General features: G+C 63.2%; 12 protein-coding genes. 10 read left to right on the plus strand and 2 right to left on the minus strand.

Features of this window, described 5'->3' with window-relative positions; translation table 11 throughout:
• Window positions 1–77 precede the first annotated feature (77 nt).
• Both V1278_RS13445 and V1278_RS13450 read right to left on the minus strand, forming a co-directional pair.
• Window positions 78–3,266, minus strand: coding sequence for an efflux RND transporter permease subunit (locus tag V1278_RS13445; RefSeq protein ID WP_334381059.1), 3,189 nt, complete (start codon window positions 3,264–3,266; stop codon window positions 78–80).
• A gap of 26 nt (window positions 3,267–3,292) precedes the next feature.
• A complete protein-coding gene (locus tag V1278_RS13450; protein ID WP_334381060.1) occupies window positions 3,293–4,534 on the minus strand; it encodes an efflux RND transporter periplasmic adaptor subunit in 1,242 nt (413 codons plus the stop codon).
• Window positions 4,535–4,736: 202 nt separating this feature from the next.
• On the opposite strand from V1278_RS13450, the gene V1278_RS13455 reads away from it, so the two are divergent.
• The 10 genes from V1278_RS13455 (at window position 4,737) to dinB (ending at window position 16,080) form a co-directional block, all read left to right on the plus strand.
• A complete protein-coding gene (locus tag V1278_RS13455; protein WP_334364175.1) occupies window positions 4,737–5,339 on the plus strand; it encodes a TetR/AcrR family transcriptional regulator in 603 nt (200 codons plus the stop codon).
• 406 nt (window positions 5,340–5,745) lie between these two features.
• On the plus strand, window positions 5,746–6,789 hold the full coding sequence (locus V1278_RS13460) for a LacI family DNA-binding transcriptional regulator (RefSeq protein WP_334364174.1): 1,044 nt from the start codon (window positions 5,746–5,748) through the stop codon (window positions 6,787–6,789).
• Between the two features lie 82 nt (window positions 6,790–6,871).
• Window positions 6,872–8,329, plus strand: a complete 1,458-nt coding sequence (xylB, locus tag V1278_RS13465; protein WP_334381061.1) for a xylulokinase — start codon at window positions 6,872–6,874, stop codon at window positions 8,327–8,329.
• Window positions 8,326–9,648, plus strand: a complete 1,323-nt coding sequence (gene xylA, locus V1278_RS13470) for a xylose isomerase (RefSeq protein ID WP_334381062.1) — start codon at window positions 8,326–8,328, stop codon at window positions 9,646–9,648. Before xylB ends, xylA begins: the two co-directional genes overlap by 4 nt.
• 12 nt (window positions 9,649–9,660) lie before the next feature.
• Window positions 9,661–10,425, plus strand: a complete 765-nt coding sequence (locus tag V1278_RS13475) for an ATP-binding cassette domain-containing protein (protein WP_334381064.1) — start codon at window positions 9,661–9,663, stop codon at window positions 10,423–10,425.
• The gene (locus V1278_RS13480) at window positions 10,425–11,507 is read left to right on the plus strand and encodes an ABC transporter permease (RefSeq protein ID WP_334364170.1); all 1,083 of its coding nucleotides are present in this window, start codon (window positions 10,425–10,427) and stop codon (window positions 11,505–11,507) included. The genes V1278_RS13475 and V1278_RS13480 overlap by 1 nt, the downstream gene beginning before the upstream one ends.
• Window positions 11,508–11,594: 87 nt before the next feature.
• A complete protein-coding gene (locus V1278_RS13485) occupies window positions 11,595–12,527 on the plus strand; it encodes a sugar-binding protein (protein ID WP_057843321.1) in 933 nt (310 codons plus the stop codon).
• 87 nt (window positions 12,528–12,614) lie between these two features.
• Window positions 12,615–13,592, plus strand: a complete 978-nt coding sequence (locus tag V1278_RS13490; protein WP_334381065.1) for an aldo/keto reductase — start codon at window positions 12,615–12,617, stop codon at window positions 13,590–13,592.
• Between the two features lie 3 nt (window positions 13,593–13,595).
• The gene (locus V1278_RS13495) at window positions 13,596–14,465 is read left to right on the plus strand and encodes an amidohydrolase family protein (RefSeq protein WP_334381066.1); all 870 of its coding nucleotides are present in this window, start codon (window positions 13,596–13,598) and stop codon (window positions 14,463–14,465) included.
• A 367-nt stretch (window positions 14,466–14,832) separates the two neighbouring features.
• Window positions 14,833–16,080 (plus strand): DNA polymerase IV, encoded by a 1,248-nt coding sequence (gene dinB, locus V1278_RS13500; RefSeq protein WP_334381067.1) that lies wholly within the window; start codon window positions 14,833–14,835, stop codon window positions 16,078–16,080.
• The last annotated feature ends 47 nt before the right edge of the window (window positions 16,081–16,127 follow it).

Consider the following 16,127-nt stretch of genomic DNA (forward strand, 5'->3'; position numbering starts at 1 on the left):
GGCGTTCCGCGGCCTATGGGCGCTCATCGTTTGGCCGCGGCCAACCACTGTCCGTCGTTCGGTCAGAGTGCCCCGCATCAGCGACCGGGCTCCGGCGCATGACCGGTCGCTACACTGGCGGAATGGTTTGTCAGTGGCTTCAGTCCCGTGACGGTGCGCAATAGAACGTAGAATACGGGTGTCAGGAACAGGCCAAACACCGTGACGCCGATCATGCCGGAGAAGACGGCGACGCCCATAGCTCGGCGCATTTCCGAACCGGCACCGGTCGAGAGCACCAGGGGCAAGACGCCCATGATGAATGCCATCGAGGTCATCAGGATCGGACGCAGCCGCAGGCGGCTTGCCTCGATCGCTGCCTGGATCGGCGAACGACCTGCGAATTCCAGTTCGCGCGCGAATTCGACGATAAGGATCGCGTTCTTGGCAGACAATCCCACCAGCACGATCAACCCGATCTGGGTGAAGACGTTATTGTCGCCCTTCGACATCCAGACGCCGAACATCGCGGCAAGCAACCCCATTGGCACAATCATGATGATCGACAGGGGCAGGGTCAGGCTCTCATAGAGCGCAGCCAGCACCAGGAACACGAGGAGGATCGCGAGTGGAAAAACCCAGATGCCGGAGTTGCCGGCGATGAACTCCTGATACGTCAGGTCGGTCCATTCAAAGGCGAAGCCAGGCGGTAGCACTTCGGCGGCGATGCGGGTGGCCGCTTCTTGGGCCTGGCCGGAGGAATAGCCGGGCGCTGCCGCGGCGTTGATGTCGGAGGACAGGAAACCGTTGTAACGGATCGCGCGTTCAGGCCCGGCGCTCTGGCGAATCTTCAAGAGCGCCGAGAGCGGGATCATGTCGCCGGACGCAGAGCGCACCTTCAACTGCCTGATGTCGTCGGCCCGCGTACGGAACGGCGCGTCAGCTTGGACATAGACCGAATAGGTGCGCCCGAACTTGTTGAAGTCGTTGACGTAGTACGAGCCCAGATAGATCTGCAGTGTGTTGAAGACCTCTGTCACGGGCACGCCGAGCTGCAAGGCCTTGGTGCGGTCAATGTCGGCGAACAACTGTGGCACGTTGACCTGGAAGCTCGAGAAGACGCCGGCGATTTCCGGTGCCTTCTGCATCGCGGCCATGAACGCCTTGGTCGCCTCGTTCAACGCGTCATAGCCGAGGCCGGCGCGGTCCTCGATCTGGAGCTTGAAGCCGCCGATGGTGCCGAGCCCGTTTACCGGCGGCGGCGGGAACATGGCGATGAAGGCTTCCTGAATCCCGGCATATTTCTTGTTCAGCTCGGCCGCGATCGCGGCGCCACTCAACGCGGGATCCTTGCGCTCGTCGAACGGCTTCAAGGTAGAGAACACGATTCCGGCGTTGGAGGAGTTGGTGAAACCGGAGATCGACAGGCCGGGAAACGCCACCGAGCTCTCGACGCCGGGCTGGGTCAGCGCAATGTCGCTCATCTTGCGGATGACCTCTTCGGTGCGGTCGAGCGTGGCGCCGTCGGGCAGGCGTGCGAAGCCGACGAGGTACTGCTTGTCCTGACCCGGGACGAAGCCGCTCGGCACCTGCTGGAAGAGCAGGGCGGTCAGGCCAATCAGGAGCACATAGACGCCCATCACCGCGGCCTTGCCGGAGATCACTTTGGACACGCTGCCGCTATAATTCTCCGAGGCGCGCGCGAAGGCGCGGTTGAAGCCGCGGAAGAACCAGCCGAGCCCTTTTTCTAGAATGAGGGTCAGCCTGTCCTTGGGCTCGTTGTGGCCCTTGAGCAGCAACGCCGACAATGCCGGCGATAGCGTCAGTGAGTTGATCGCGGAGATCACGGTCGAGATTGCGATCGTCAGCGCGAACTGCTTGTAGAATTGCCCGGTGAGACCGGAAATGAAGGCGAGGGGAACGAATACGGCAATCAAGACCAGTGCGATCGCGATGATGGGGCCGGAGACCTCCCGCATTGCCTGGTAGGTGGCGTCTCGCGGCGACAGCCCGGCCTCGATGTTGCGCTCGACGTTCTCGACCACGACGATAGCGTCGTCGACGACGATGCCGATCGCGAGCACCAGGCCGAACAGGCTGAGCGCATTAATGGAGAAGCCGAACACGTGCATCACGGCGAATGTGCCGACGATCGACACCGGGACGGCCAGGAGCGGAATGATGGAAGCCCGCCAGGTTTGGAGGAACAGGATGACCACCAGTACCACCAGCGCGATCGCTTCCAGCAGCGTGTGGATCACCGCCTCGATCGACGAGCGCACGAACTGTGTGGGGTCGTAGACGATCTGGTAGGATACGCCCTCGGGCATGTTCTTCTTGATCTCGGCCATGGTGGCGCGGACGTGGTCGGAGATCTGGAGCGCGTTGGAGCCCGGCGCCTGGAAGATCGGGATCGCCACCGCCTGTTTGTTGTCGAGCAGCGAGCGCAGGCCGTATTGGGACGCACCTAATTCGATGCGCGCGACATCGCGCAGCCGCACCACCTCGCCACGCGAACCGGTCTTGACCACGATGTCGCCGAACTGTTCTTCACTCGCGAGCCGACCTTCGGCGTTGACCGACATCTGAAGGTCGATGCCCTTGACGCTCGGCGAGGAGCCGACCACGCCGGCGGCGGCCTCGACGTTCTGCGCCTGGATCGCCCTTACGATATCGCTTGCGGTCAGGCCGTGCTCGGCGGCCTTCTGCGGGTCGGCCCAGACGCGCATCGAGTAGTCGCCGGCACCGTAGAGCTGGACATCACCGACGCCGTCGATCCGCGCAAGGCGGTCCTTGACGTTCAGCACCGCGTAGTTGCGAAGATACGTCATGTCGTAGCGGTTGTTTGGCGACAGCAGGTGCACGACCATGGTGAGGTCGGGCGAGCTCTTCTTGGTGATAATGCCGAGCTGGCGAACTACCGCCGGCAGGCGCGGCTCGGCCTGCTGCACGCGGTTCTGTACAAGCTGTGTCGCCTTGTCAGGATCGGTGCCGAGGCGGAACGTCACGGTCAGTGTCATCGCCCCGTCGGTGGTTGCCTGGCTGCTCATGTAGAGCATGTTCTCGACGCCGTTGATCTGCTCCTCGATCGGCGTTGCCACTGTCTCCGCGATCACCTTCGGATTGGCGCCGGGGTAGGTCGCGCGCACCACCACGGAGGGCGGCACGACGTCCGGATACTCCGAGATCGGCATGGCAAAGAGCGAGATTAGGCCGGCCAGGAAGATCACGATCGAAAGCACGCCGGCAAAGATCGGCCGATCGATGAAGAACTTTGAGAGTTTCATTGCTATGCCCCAAGCGCTGCGGGTAGTTAGCGCTGCACGATTTGCTGGTTGCTGTCGTTCGATGCTTGCTGTGGGCCGCGCGAGCCCATCTGGGCAATTTCGGTCTTCAGGAGTGCGCCCGGGCGTACCCGCTGTAGGCCATTCACGACGATGCGGTCACCGGATTTTAGGCCACCCGTCACGATGCGGAGCCCGTCGACGGCGCCGCCGAGCGTTATTCCGCGATAGACCGCGCGGTTGTCGTCGCTGACCACCATAACGAACTTCTTATCCTGATCGGTGCCGATGGCTCGCTCGTCGATCATCACCAGCGTCTGTTGCTGCGGCTGGCCCATCCGCACCCGCGCGAACTGGCCGGGGATGAGGCGGCCATCCTCGTTCTGGAATACCGCGCGGACGCGTATCGTGCCGCTCTGGCCATTGACCTGGTTGTCGATCAACTGGATATGGCCTTTGGCCGATGTGCCACCGGAGGTGTTCATCTCGACGGGTATTTGATCAAGATTGCCGCGCTTGCCCGAATGATCTGCAATGGAATTCAGCGCCCGCAGCACGATCTCTTCGTCCGCATCGAAACTCGCATAGATCGGGTTGACAGAGACCAGAGAGGTCAGGACCGGGGAGGCAGTCCCTGCGGCCACGAGATTTCCGACGGTCACCTCGATCTTGCCGACGCGGCCATCGACGGGTGCGCGGACCTCGGTGTAGTTTAGATTGAGCTTTGCAGTCTGCAGCGTCGCCTCGGCCGCCTTCACATTGGCGATCGCTTCGCGATTGGCGTTGTCGCGCTGGTCGAAATCGCGACGCGTGACGACGGCGTTGCCGACGAGTTGCGCGCCGCGCTCGACTTCGCTCGCAGTGAAGATCGCACGCGCTTTTGCTGCCTCGAGCTGCGCGCTCGCCTTATCCACTTCGGCGGCGTAGGGCGCGGGATCAATCTTGAACAGGACATCGCCGGCTTTCACCAACGCGCCCTCGGCAAAGTTGGCCGACAGGATAGCGCCAGCGACGCGTGGGCGGAGCTCGACGCGGTTGACGGCTTCGAGACGTCCAGAGAAGTCATCCCACAGCGCGGTCCGGCGCGGCTCGACCACCGCGATCGTGACGGAGACGGCCTGCTCGGGTGCGGTCCCTGTGGTCGCCTGGGCTGCATGAAAATAGCGGCCGCTCGCGATCGAACCGGCCGCCGCGAGGACGCCGATGATGGCAACGCCGCCGACAACGTGTCGGAATCGGCCGGAACGGGGGGTATTGGCGGATGGGGGCATTTGCGCGCTCCATAAATGTAGTGATCGCTACAGATATGGAGCTGGACGACGGTCCGCAAGATACTTATGTACTGTACACTACGAAAATCTTATGTCGGAAGCCGCAAGACTGGAAATCAAATAAAAGAACCACAACAAATCAGAATGTTAGAGGATTGAACGCCGAGCGGAAAACGGCGTCGGCTTCAAGGGAGTAACGCGAATGGCCATGGGACGCCCGAGAGAATTCGACGCCGATGCCGCACTGGATCAGGCGATGGAAGTCTTCTGGCGACATGGCTATGAGGGCGCGACCATTGCCCAGCTTACCGAGGCGATGGGCATTAACCCGCCGAGCCTTTATGCGGCATTTGGAAACAAGGAAGGTCTCCTGAAGGCTGCGCTCGACCGGTACACGGCCAAACGTGCGGCCTGGATGGAGGGGGTTTTGAGCGCGCCGACCGCCCGCGACGTCGCGGAGCGGATGCTCTTGGGTACCGCAGACAGCCAAACCGATCCCGACAATCCGCCCGGTTGCCTGCTCGTGCAGGGCGGCCTTGCCTGCGGTACCGGTTCGGAGAACGTTCCCTTTGAGCTGGCAGCGCGCCGTGCGCTGACCGAGGATCAGCTCCGCGAACGCTTCGTCAGGGCGAAGAAGGAGGGCGATCTGAAGCAGACCGCCGACGCTGGCGCGCTGGCGCGCTATCTCTCGGCGGTGTCCGCCGGCATGGGCGTGATGGCGTCATCAGGCGCCGATCGGGAAGCACTGCGACAGGTGGCGAACGTATCCGTCAAAGTTTTCGAGGAACAGTCGACGAAACGTTGATGATCCGCAGTTCAGCTGCAGCCCCGCTGCACGGCGGTGGCTCCGAACATGCTCCACGGCAGTTCGTGCCCTTCGTACATCTCAAAGGCAGCAGCCCGAACGCGCATGAACTGCCTCATGCGATGAGATATCGCAGGTTCGGTTGGTGTCGGCAAAAACGGTAGCGCTCCCCCGACTCGAACCTCCCGACGGTCCGCACGATGGGACATAGCAAGGCTTCGTGAGCTGAGAATCCGACAACTCTGAGCTCGTACTGCTCAGTGAGCTGGGCCACTTGTGCGCAATTGGCGCCGTGCTGCAATTCACCATCGGCTTTGCCTCGGGAGTTCTAGCAGCTCCCCGCTGCTGCGCCGTATTCCTCAAAATGAGTTGCGTACCTCAAATAACCTCTGCTAGCCTTCAGCTCATGAAGGAGCCGGACGCCGACAACCCTCTCACGCTCAGGGACATCGCCCGCCAGGCTGGCGTCAGCCTCGCGACGGTCGATCGCGTCCTGCACAACCGCCCCGGCGTGCGGCCGGATACGATCCGCCGTGTCAAGGAGACGATCGCGCGCAACTCCTTCCAGCCGCATGTGGCCGGTGCCGAGCTCGCCCGTGGCCGTGCCCGGCGCTTCGCCTTCGTGATGCCGTCGGGACCGAACCTGTTCATGCAGCAGATCCAGTCCTATCTCGGCGAGATGTCGGGCTGGCTGTCGGCCCGCCGGCTCGCGGTCGAGATGGTCGCGACCGACGTGTTCGATGCCTCCGTTCTCGCGAACTCGCTGGAGGCTCTTGTCGGCGAGTATGACGGCGTCGCGGTTGTCGCGCTCGATCATCCGAGCGTGCGGGCCGCCATCAATGATCTCGTCGATGGTGGCGCCAAGGTGGTGACGCTGGTTTCTGATGTGCCGTCGTCGCGCCGTCATTATTATGTTGGCATCGATAATATCGCCGCCGGGCGCACCGCCGGCGCGCTGGTCGGCCGCCTCGTTGGGCCGCGATCCGGCAAAGTCGCGATCGTCGCCGGCTCGCAAGGCCTGCGCGACCATGCCGAGCGCATCTTCGGCTTCAATCAGGTGATGGCGTCGGAGTTTGCTGGGCTTAACGTGCTGCCCGTGCTCGAAGGGCGCGACGAGGACGAGCGCTCGGAACAGCTCATGTCGCGGCTGCTCGGCAAACATCCTGACATCGTCGGCCTCTACAATGTCGGCGCCGGCACGCAAGGCGTTGCCAAGGCCCTGATCGATTCCGATCGCGAGAAGCAGGTGGTGTTCGTCGGACACGACGTCACCGTGCTCACGCGCAAGCTCTTGTTGCAAGGCGTGATGGATGCGGCGATCTCGCAAAACCCGGGACATGAGGCCCGCGCCGCCGTGCGCGTGCTGCTCGCGCTCGCCCGCGGCGAGCCGATCCTGAGTGAACAGGAGAAGATCCGGATCGACATCGTGATGCGGGACAATCTGCCATAGCCTGCAGAACTGATTTGCAAGACGGCCCGATGTGGGGAAGGCGACAGAGATCGCGAACCGGGCCGGAAGGGAGGATGACGACGTGTATCTCGGGATGGACATCGGCACGTCCGGTGTGAAGGCGGTGCTCGTGAACGAGACTGGCGCAATCGTCGCGACAGCCGCGCGCGAGCTTGCGCTCTCGCATCCCGCACCGTTGTGGTCCGAGCAGGATCCGGACGCCTGGGTTGATGCAGCGATCGGCGCCATCGACGATCTCGCGTCCGTTCATCCGAGCGACGTCGCGCAGGTGCGTGGCATCGGTCTCTCCGGCCAGATGCACGGCGCTACCCTGCTCGGCGAGGACGGCCGTCCGCTGCGTCCGGCCATCTTGTGGAATGATGGCCGCTCCTATGCCGAGTGCAAGGAGCTGGAGGCGCGCTGTCCCTCGCTCCACGCTATCGCCGGCAATCTCGCGATGCCAGGCTTCACCGCGCCAAAGCTGCTCTGGGTAGCGCGCCATGAGCCCGAGATTTTCGAGCGCGTGGCAAGAGTGCTGCTGCCAAAAGCCTATGTGCGCTACCGCCTGACCGGCGAGATGGTCGAGGACATGTCGGACGCCGCCGGCACGCTCTGGCTCGATGTCGGTCAGCGCCGTTGGTCTGCAGTGCTGCTGCATGCCACGGGGCTCGATCTTCACCACATGCCGCGCCTGGTCGAAGGCAGCGAGATCGGCGCGGCACTCGCCCCCGAATTTTCGAAGCGCTGGGGTATGGCGAAAGATGTCATGGTTGCCGGCGGTGCGGGAGACTGTGCCGCGAGCGCGATCGGGCTCGGCGCCATCACGCCCGGCGATGCGTTCCTGTCGCTGGGAACTTCGGGCGTGGTGTTTCGCGTCACCGACAGTTTTGCGCCGGCGCCCGCGTCGGCTGTGCACGCCTTCTGTCATGCGCTTCCGGGTCTCTGGCACCAGATGGGCGTGATGCTGGCGGCGGCCGCCTCGCTCGCCTGGCTTTCGGGCGTCATGGCGACGCCTGCCGCCGCGCTGCTGGCGCCGCTTGGCGAGACCGTCCGCGGACCGAGCCCCGTCAAGTTCCTTCCCTATCTCGATGGCGAGCGCACGCCACACAACGACGCTGCCGCCAGCGGCGCGTTCGTGGGTCTTCGCGGCGCGACGGGACGCGATCAGATCGTCCAGGCTGTGCTCGAAGGCGTGGCCTTCGCCGCGCGCGACAATCTCTCGGCGCTCGGCGATGCCAGTTCGGCGATCACCGAAGTCGATCTCGTCGGTGGCGGCTCGCGCTCGGCGCTGTGGGCCCAGATCTGCGCCGATGTGCTCGGCATTTCCGTCCACCGCGTTGAGGAGGGCGAGGTCGGTGCAGCGTTTGGCGCGGCACGGCTCGGCCGGCTTGCCGCCACAGGCGAAAACCCTGCCCAGGTGTGCACGCGTCCGCGGCGGCTTGCGAGCTTCACGCCGCGTGCGTCTGCCGAAGCCGCTTACGATGAAGCCTATCACCAGTGGCGAAAACTATATCCCGCGCTGAAGGAGTTCTCCCTGTGAACGTGTCACCCAAATTCTTCGGGGCGAGTGCGCCGGTCGCCTACGGCGGCAAGGACGCCAAAAGCCCGCTCGCCTTCCGCTGGTACAATAAGAATCGCATCGTTCACGGGCAGCGGCTCGAGGACCACCTGCGTTTCGCGGTCTGCTACTGGCACTCGTTCTGCTGGCCCGGCGGCGATCCTTTCGGGGGCGAGACGTTCATGAGGCCCTGGCATCATGGCGCGGATGCGATGGCAATGGCGCGCGCCAAGGCCGACGTCGCGTTCGAGCTGTTCCGCCTGCTCGATGTGCCCTTCTTCACCTTCCACGATGTCGACGCCGCGCCGGAAGGCGCCTCGCTGGCAGAGTCCGTTGCCAACCTCAACGCCATCGCCGATCTCTTCGAACAGAAGATGGCGTCTTCCAAGGTGCGTCTACTCTGGGGTACGGCCAATCTGTTCACACATCGTCGCTACATGGCGGGCGCGGCGACCAATCCGGATCCGGACATCTTCACCTATGCCGCCGGCCAGGTCCGCGCCGCGCTTGAGGTAACGCATCGGCTCGGCGGTCAGAACTATGTGCTCTGGGGTGGACGGGAAGGCTATGAGACGCTGCTCAACACCGACATTCAGCGCGAACTCGACCAGCTCGGCCGCTTCGTCTCGCTCGTCGTCGAGCACAAGCACAAGATCGGTTTCAAGGGACCGATCCTGATCGAGCCGAAGCCGAAGGAGCCGACCAAGCATCAGTATGATTTCGACGTCGCCACCTGCTACGGGTTCCTCCAGCGCTATGACCTTCTGAACGACGTCAAGCTCAACATCGAACAGAACCACGCCATCCTTGCCGGCCATTCGTTCCAGCACGAGATCGCGCTGGCCCAGGCGCTCGGCGTGTTCGGCTCGCTCGACATCAACCGCGGCGACGATCTGCTCGGCTGGGATACCGACCAGTTCGCGATGAACGTGCCAGAGCTGGCGCTGGCGTTCCACGACATCCTGAAGGCCGGTGGCTTCACGACGGGCGGTCTCAATTTCGACGCCAAGATCAGGCGGCAATCGATCGATCCGGACGATCTGATCCACGCCCATGTCGGCTCGATGGACGCCTGCGCGCGGGCGTTCGTTGCCGCCGCCGACATGCTCGATGCCGAGGCGCTGACGATGCCGATTGCGGAACGTTACGCCGGATGGGCTGATGCCGAGGGACGCGCGATCCTCGCTGGCCAGCGTTCGCTTGCCGATCTTGCTGATCGCGCGCTGGCACCCGGTTTCGATCCGCAGCCGCGCTCGGGTCGTCAGGAATATCTGGAATCACTGGTCAACCGGTACGTCTGAGCGAGGCCGAGCATGGAAACCGCAGGTGCAGCCGGGCAACCGGTTCTGGAATTGACAGGGATCGGCAAGGAGTTCGGCGCGATCCGCGCGCTGCACGACGTCGACATGCAGGTCTTCCCCGGCGAGGTGGTCGGCCTGATGGGCGACAACGGCGCGGGCAAGTCGACGCTCGTCAAAATCATCGCCGGAAACTTCCGCCCCACCCATGGCGAGGTCCGCTTCGGCGGCAACGCGGTGCATTTCTACCGTCCCATCGATGCCCGCGCGGTCGGGATCGAGGTCGTCTATCAGGACCTGGCGCTTGCCGACAATCTCACGGCGGCGGCCAACGTCTTCCTCGGCCGCGAGCTCAAGCGCAAATTCGGCCCGTTCGCTTTCCTCGATCACAATGCGATGGCGGCGCGCGCGCTGGAGCTGTTCGGCGAGCTGCGCTCCGAGACGAGACCGCATGATCTCGTCAAGCAGATGTCGGGCGGCCAGCGCCAGGCAGTTGCGATCGCACGAACCCGCCTGTCGAACGCCAAGCTCGTGATGATGGATGAGCCGACCGCGGCGATCTCGGTCCGCCAAGTCGAGCAGGTCCTGGGCCTGATCCATCGGCTGAAAGAGCAGGGCGTCGCCGTCATGCTGATTTCCCACCGCATGCCCGATGTCTTCGCGGTCTGCGACCGCGTCGTCGTCATGCGCCGCGGCGAGAAGCGGGCGGACAAGTCGATCCGCGATACCAGTCCCGAGGAAGTCACTGCCCTGATCACCGGTGCGAAGGAGGCTGCGTGATGGCCATGCCGCTGGAATCTCCGATCTCCTTCACCAATGTAGGCCGTATCAGGTGGTGGCAGCGCGGCATCTTTGCATCCCAAACCGGCTACGTTCTGCTGGCGCTGCTGGGGCTGCTGATCGCGATGCATTTTGCGAGCCCCTACTTCTTCACGCAGGGCAACATGCAGAACGTGGCGAAGAACTTTTCCTTCATCGCCATTGCCACCCTCGGCATCACCTTCGTGATCATCACCGGCGGCATCGATCTCTCGGTGGGATCGATGATGTGCTTCTCCGCCATGATCACGTCCATGGTGATGTCGGGCCTGTCGACGCCGGGCATGCCCGGCGCGTCCCTGTTCGTGCATCTGGCTGCGGACGGCAAGACCGTGGTCGCCAATGTACCGGGGCTGATCCTGCTTGTCTCGATCCTGGCGGGACTTGTCACCGCGCTGATCGTCGGCCTCGTCAACGGCTTCTGCATAGCCGTGCTCGGGCTGTCGCCCTTTGTCACTACGCTCGGCATGCTCTCCATCGTCCGCGGTCTCGGCTATGTCGTCTCCAACGGGCGCGGCAGCTTTCCGGGCGGACCGGATGCCGACTATTTCTACGCGCTGACATCGGGCGATCTGTTCGGCGTACCGGCGCCATTCATCTATCTCGTGATCCTCGCGGCGGTAATGGCGATCGTGCTGCACCACACGAGCTTCGGCCGTCATGTCTTCGCGCTCGGCGGCAACGAGAAGGCGGCGGAATTGACCGGCATCCCGGTCGTACGGGTCAAGATCGAAGTCTACGTGATTTGTGCGCTGGCCGCAGGGCTGCAGGGCATCATCGTCTCGGGCTGGCTGGGGTCTGCGCCCGCGAACATGGCGACATCCTACGAACTCAACGTGATCGCAGCGGCGGTTATCGGCGGTGCCAATCTCGCAGGTGGCGTCGGCGGCCCGCTCGGGGCCATCGTCGGCTGCGTGCTGCTTGAGGTGATCCGCAATGGCCTCGTGCTCGCGCAGGTCAGCTCCTACTGGCAGCAGACGCTCGTGGGCGTGATCATCATTCTGGCCGTGCTGGTCGACCGCATCCGCTCACGCATCACTTGAGGTTACTCCGGGAGAGCAACGAACACTTCGTCTATCCGCCTTCTGGAGATTCAATTCAAAGGGATAGGCACAAATGTGGAGGGACCAATGAGGAAAATACTTCTCGCCGGAATGGCCATCGCGATGATGGCGACACCGGCATTCGCCCAGACCTACAAGTTCGTGATCGTGCCCAAGGCGATGAACAATCCGTTCTTCGACGTCGCGCGCGACGGTTGCCTGAAGCGCGCCAAGGAGCTCGGTAACGTCGAATGCATTTACAAGGGGCCGGTCGAGCATGAGCCGGCGACGCAGGCGCAGATCATCCAGGATTTCATTACGCAAAAGGTGGATGGTCTTGCGATCTCGGTCGCGGATGTCGCAGCGATGACGAAGTCGATCGAGGCTGCGACCGCGGCCGGTATTCCTGTCATCACCTTCGATGCGGATGCGCCAGGCTCCAAGCGCATTGCCTATATCGGCACCAACAACAAGGACTTCGGCCTCGCGCTCGGCAAGCAATTGCTGCAGCTCAAGCCCGAGGGCGGCAAGTATGCCGTCGTCTCCGGTGGTCCGGGCGCCAAGAACCTCGCCGAGCGCGTCGATGGCGTGCGCGAGGCGCTCAAGGGCTCGAAGTGGGTCGAGGTCGCGGGCTCGCCGACCTTCTGCAATGACGATCCTGCGCTCGCGGTCCAGCAGATGGCGGATCTGCGCACTGCCACGCCGGATCTCGGCGCGATAGTGCCGGTTGGCGGCTGGCCGATGTTTGCGCCGGAAGGCTACAAGGCCTTCGTCAACAAGAACAAGAAGGACATCGATGCCGGCAAGCTGACGCTCGTCGTCGCCGATACGCTCAAGATGCAGCTTGAACTCTTGCGTGACGGCTACTCCAACGCGCTTACGGGACAGCGCCCGTTCGAGATGGGCGAGAAGGCGATGGACACTCTGCTGGCAATCAAGAAGGGCCAGAAGGTTCCCGAGGTCATTTATACCGGCCTCGACCTCGTGACCAAGGACAATGTCGCTCAACTGTTGAAGTAGGAAACGTTCTCAGCCCCAACGTTCCTGCGCTACACTCCCTCTCCCGGTTGCGGGAGAGGGAGTGCTGGGTCGACCCCGGAGCTTGGAATGAAGCGTACACGGCTTGCGGATAGGCTCGACGTCACGGCGATTGGTCTCGGAACCGCTCCTCTCGGTGGATTGTTTGCGCCGGTTAGCGATGCGGATGCAGAGGCGACGATCGAACGCGCCTGGTCGCTCGGCGTCCGCTTCTTCGATACCGCGCCGCTTTACGGCTTTGGATTGGCCGAACGTCGCTTGGGTGGTTTTCTGCGTCAGCAAAAGCGGGATTCATTTGCGATCTCCACCAAGGTCGGCCGTTTGCTGCGCCCGGCCAGTGCGGCTGCGGAAGACGATCACTACAAGGGCACGCCGGCCGAGCGGCCGGAATTCGACTTCAGCTACGACGGCGTGATGCGTTCGGTGGAGCACAGCCTCGACCGTCTCGGGCTCGATCGCGTCGATGTACTGCTCGTCCATGATCCGGATGACCACTATGAGGATGCAGTCGCCGGTGCCTTCCGCGCGCTCCAGCGCTTGCGCGACGATGGTACGGTCAAGGCGATCGGCGCCGGTATGAATCAATCCGAGATGCTCGCCCGCTTCGCCGAAGCGGCGCCGGTCGATTGCTTCCTGCTGGCGGGCCGCTACACGCTGCTCGACCAGGGCGCGCTGACGACGTTGTTTCCGATCTGCCGTGCGAAGAGCATCGGCGTCATTCTCGGGGGTATCTACAACAGCGGCATCCTCGCCAACCCGCGCGCCGGCGCGAAGTTCAATTACGAAGACGCCGATGCGGCGCTCGTCGCCCGCGCGCTGGCGCTGGAGGCGCTGTGCCGCAAGCATGGCACAGAGCTCAAGGCCGCCGCAGTGCAGTTCTGTATGGCCCATCCGGCGGTAACGGTCGCGCTACAAGGTGCGCGTAGCGCTGCGGAGGTTTCGGACAACATCGCGATGTCCGAGCGGCTGGTGCCGTCCTCCTTCTGGCAGGAGCTGCGCGAGCGCAAGTTAGTCGATGCGTCCGCACCGCTGCCGGGTGGAGCTTGACCCATGGTGATCGACGGTCATCAGCATTTCTGGGATCCCGCGCGCGCCGATTATCCCTGGATGGAGGCGCCCGAACTCGCGCGGATCCACCGCGCCTTCGGCCCGAGCGATCTCGCGCCGCTGCTTCTCGCCAACGGGGTCGATGTAAGCATTTTGGTGCAATGCCGCTCCTCGATCGAGGAGACCGAGGAATTCTTGCGCGTCGCCGCTGCGACGCCCTTCGTCGTCGGTGTGGTCGGCTGGGCCGACCTGACGGACGGGGCGGTCGACGAGACGCTCGAGCGGCTCCGTGGTTCGCTCGGAGGCGACAGGCTGGTCGGCATTCGTCACCAGGTGCACGACGAGTCCGATCCCGATTGGCTGCTGCGCGAGGACGTGCAGCGCGGTCTGACCGCCGTGTTCGCGCGCGATCTCGCCTATGATCTCCTGGTGCGCACGCGTGAAATGCCGGCCGCGATCGCAACTGCGCAGGCGTTTCCGCAAGGGCGCTTTGTCCTCGGTCACGCCGCCAAGCCGCCGATCGCGGAGGGATTCAGCCGTGAATGGGCCGATCTTCTCGTCGCACTCGCCGCTTGCGGCAATGTCTGGTGCAAGATCTCGGGTCTCGCCACCGAGGCAAGGTGGGACGACTGGGATGCGGAACGTCTGCTTCCGTTTGTCGCGCACGCCGCCAAATGCTTTGGCGAGGATCGCCTGATCTTCGGCTCCGACTGGCCGGTGTGTTTGCTCGCGGGAAGCTATGGCGCGACCAAGGGCGCGCTCGAGGAGTGCCTGATGAAGCTTGGTCCGCACGTGCGCGACAAGGCGTTTGGGGCGAACGCTCAGCGGGCATATCTTATTCCTTCTGCCCTTGTGGGAGAAGGTGGCGCGTAGCGCCGGATGAGGGGCTCAAACGAACCATGGTGCTGATGGACTGGAGCGAGAGTTCAAGTTTTTCAATCGGACCTGGCATCTTATCTATACGGAGGTCCGTTATGTTGCCAAAGAAGCCACGCGAACTCCGGGTGTCTCAGCAGCAGGATCAACCAAGCCAAAAAATTCTTCACCGCGGACTGCGATCTCTACTTCATCCCCGCTAGCCGTCAAGGCGCTGCATCCAGCGGATCACCACTTTGATGAACGGACATTGCTTAACTTCCGTTGACCAACCAAAAGAATGTTCTTATTTTGTTCTTACGTCAAGTGTGCCATCCAAAAGACGGCACCAAATTTCGGTCAAGTGTCACAGGTGAACGGCCGGGTGGCAACCACATCCACCATCCTTCATGCAGACCTGGATGCTTTCTATGCCTCGGTTGAGCAGCTCCTCGACCCTTCGTTACGCGGTAAACCGATAGCCGTCGGTGGCGGGGTTGTGCTTGCCGCTTCTTACGAAGCCAAGGCGTTCGGGATCCGCGGCGGCATGCCAGGACGGCAGGCGCGCGAGCTGTGTCCGCAACTCATTTTTGTCGGCGGGCATTTCAAGGACTACCAACGGCTGGGTGATGCCGCCATCAAGGTGATCGGCGATTTCACACCCCTCGTTGAGCGGATTTCCATCGACGAGGCCTTTGCCGACGTCGCAGGCTGCACCCATCTCTTTGGTACGCCTGCCGACATAGCTACGGCAATCCGTCGGCGCGTGCGCACCGAGCTGGGGCTTCCGATCTCAGTGGGCGTCGCGCGGACCAAGCATCTGGCGAAAATTGCCTCGCAAGTAGCCAAGCCCGACGGGCTCGTGGTTGTCGATCCCGACGCTGAACTGGAATTCCTTCACGAACTGACCGTCGACCTGATGTGGGGCGTGGGTCCGGTCACGAAGGCGCGGCTTGCCAAGATCGGCGTGCTGACGATCGGGCAGCTGGCAAACACGCCGGGATCGTCGCTCGAGCACCTGCTCGGTCCCGCGGCAGGGCAGAAACTCGCAGCGCTGGCGTGGAATCGCGATCCGCGGCAACTCAAGCCTCACCGCCGGGCCCGATCGGCAGGAGCGCAATCGGCTATTGGCAGGAGGCCGGCCGAAATGCGAATTATTCGATCTACCCTGCTTCACCTTGCGGACCGCATTGCAACGCGGCTCCGGGCGAAGTCCATGCCTGGTCGAACTGTGACGGTCCGCGTTCGCTTCGCCGACCTGAGCTCGGTCACGCGCTCGGTAACGCTCGATGCACCAATTTCCGCGACCATGATCCTCGCGGAGCTTGCAGAGGAACTGGTGCGCGCAATCCTTGCAGATCATCCGGACGAGAAGACCATCTCTCTGGTGGCGATCTCCGTTTCGCATCTTGAGGCGCACTGGGATCTGGAGCTGGAACTCCCGTTTGGACTTCGAAATGAAGCGCGCCGCCCCGGCACCAAAATGGGCATGGCACGTTGGGCGGCTGACTGCGCCGTTGACAAGATCCGCGATCGCTTCGGACGGGATGCTATCGGATACGGTTCGACGGCGCTGGGTATTTCTCGTTCCGTGCCCGACGAGTTTCGCAAGCTCGCCGAGAAGGACCTGTAACCATCGCCGATCACGAGCTACGGTGGGATATCGGGCTCAGCGGGCAC

This window comes from Bradyrhizobium sp. AZCC 1577, from assembly GCF_036924575.1.
Lineage (GTDB): Bacteria > Pseudomonadota > Alphaproteobacteria > Rhizobiales > Xanthobacteraceae > Bradyrhizobium.

Excerpts from the sequence above, each read along its gene's own strand:
- V1278_RS13445 (WP_334381059.1), bottom strand. The coding sequence starts at position 3,266 with ATGAAACTCTCAAAGTTCTTCATCGATCGGCCGATCTTTGCCGGCGTG.
- V1278_RS13450 (WP_334381060.1), bottom strand. The coding sequence starts at position 4,534 with ATGCCCCCATCCGCCAATACCCCCCGTTCCGGCCGATTCCGACACGTT.
- V1278_RS13455 (WP_334364175.1), top strand. The coding sequence starts at position 4,737 with ATGGCCATGGGACGCCCGAGAGAATTCGACGCCGATGCCGCACTGGAT.
- V1278_RS13460 (WP_334364174.1), top strand. The coding sequence starts at position 5,746 with ATGAAGGAGCCGGACGCCGACAACCCTCTCACGCTCAGGGACATCGCC.
- V1278_RS13475 (WP_334381064.1), top strand. The coding sequence starts at position 9,661 with ATGGAAACCGCAGGTGCAGCCGGGCAACCGGTTCTGGAATTGACAGGG.
- V1278_RS13480 (WP_334364170.1), top strand. The coding sequence starts at position 10,425 with ATGGCCATGCCGCTGGAATCTCCGATCTCCTTCACCAATGTAGGCCGT.
- V1278_RS13485 (WP_057843321.1), top strand. The coding sequence starts at position 11,595 with ATGAGGAAAATACTTCTCGCCGGAATGGCCATCGCGATGATGGCGACA.
- V1278_RS13490 (WP_334381065.1), top strand. The coding sequence starts at position 12,615 with ATGAAGCGTACACGGCTTGCGGATAGGCTCGACGTCACGGCGATTGGT.
- V1278_RS13495 (WP_334381066.1), top strand. The coding sequence starts at position 13,596 with ATGGTGATCGACGGTCATCAGCATTTCTGGGATCCCGCGCGCGCCGAT.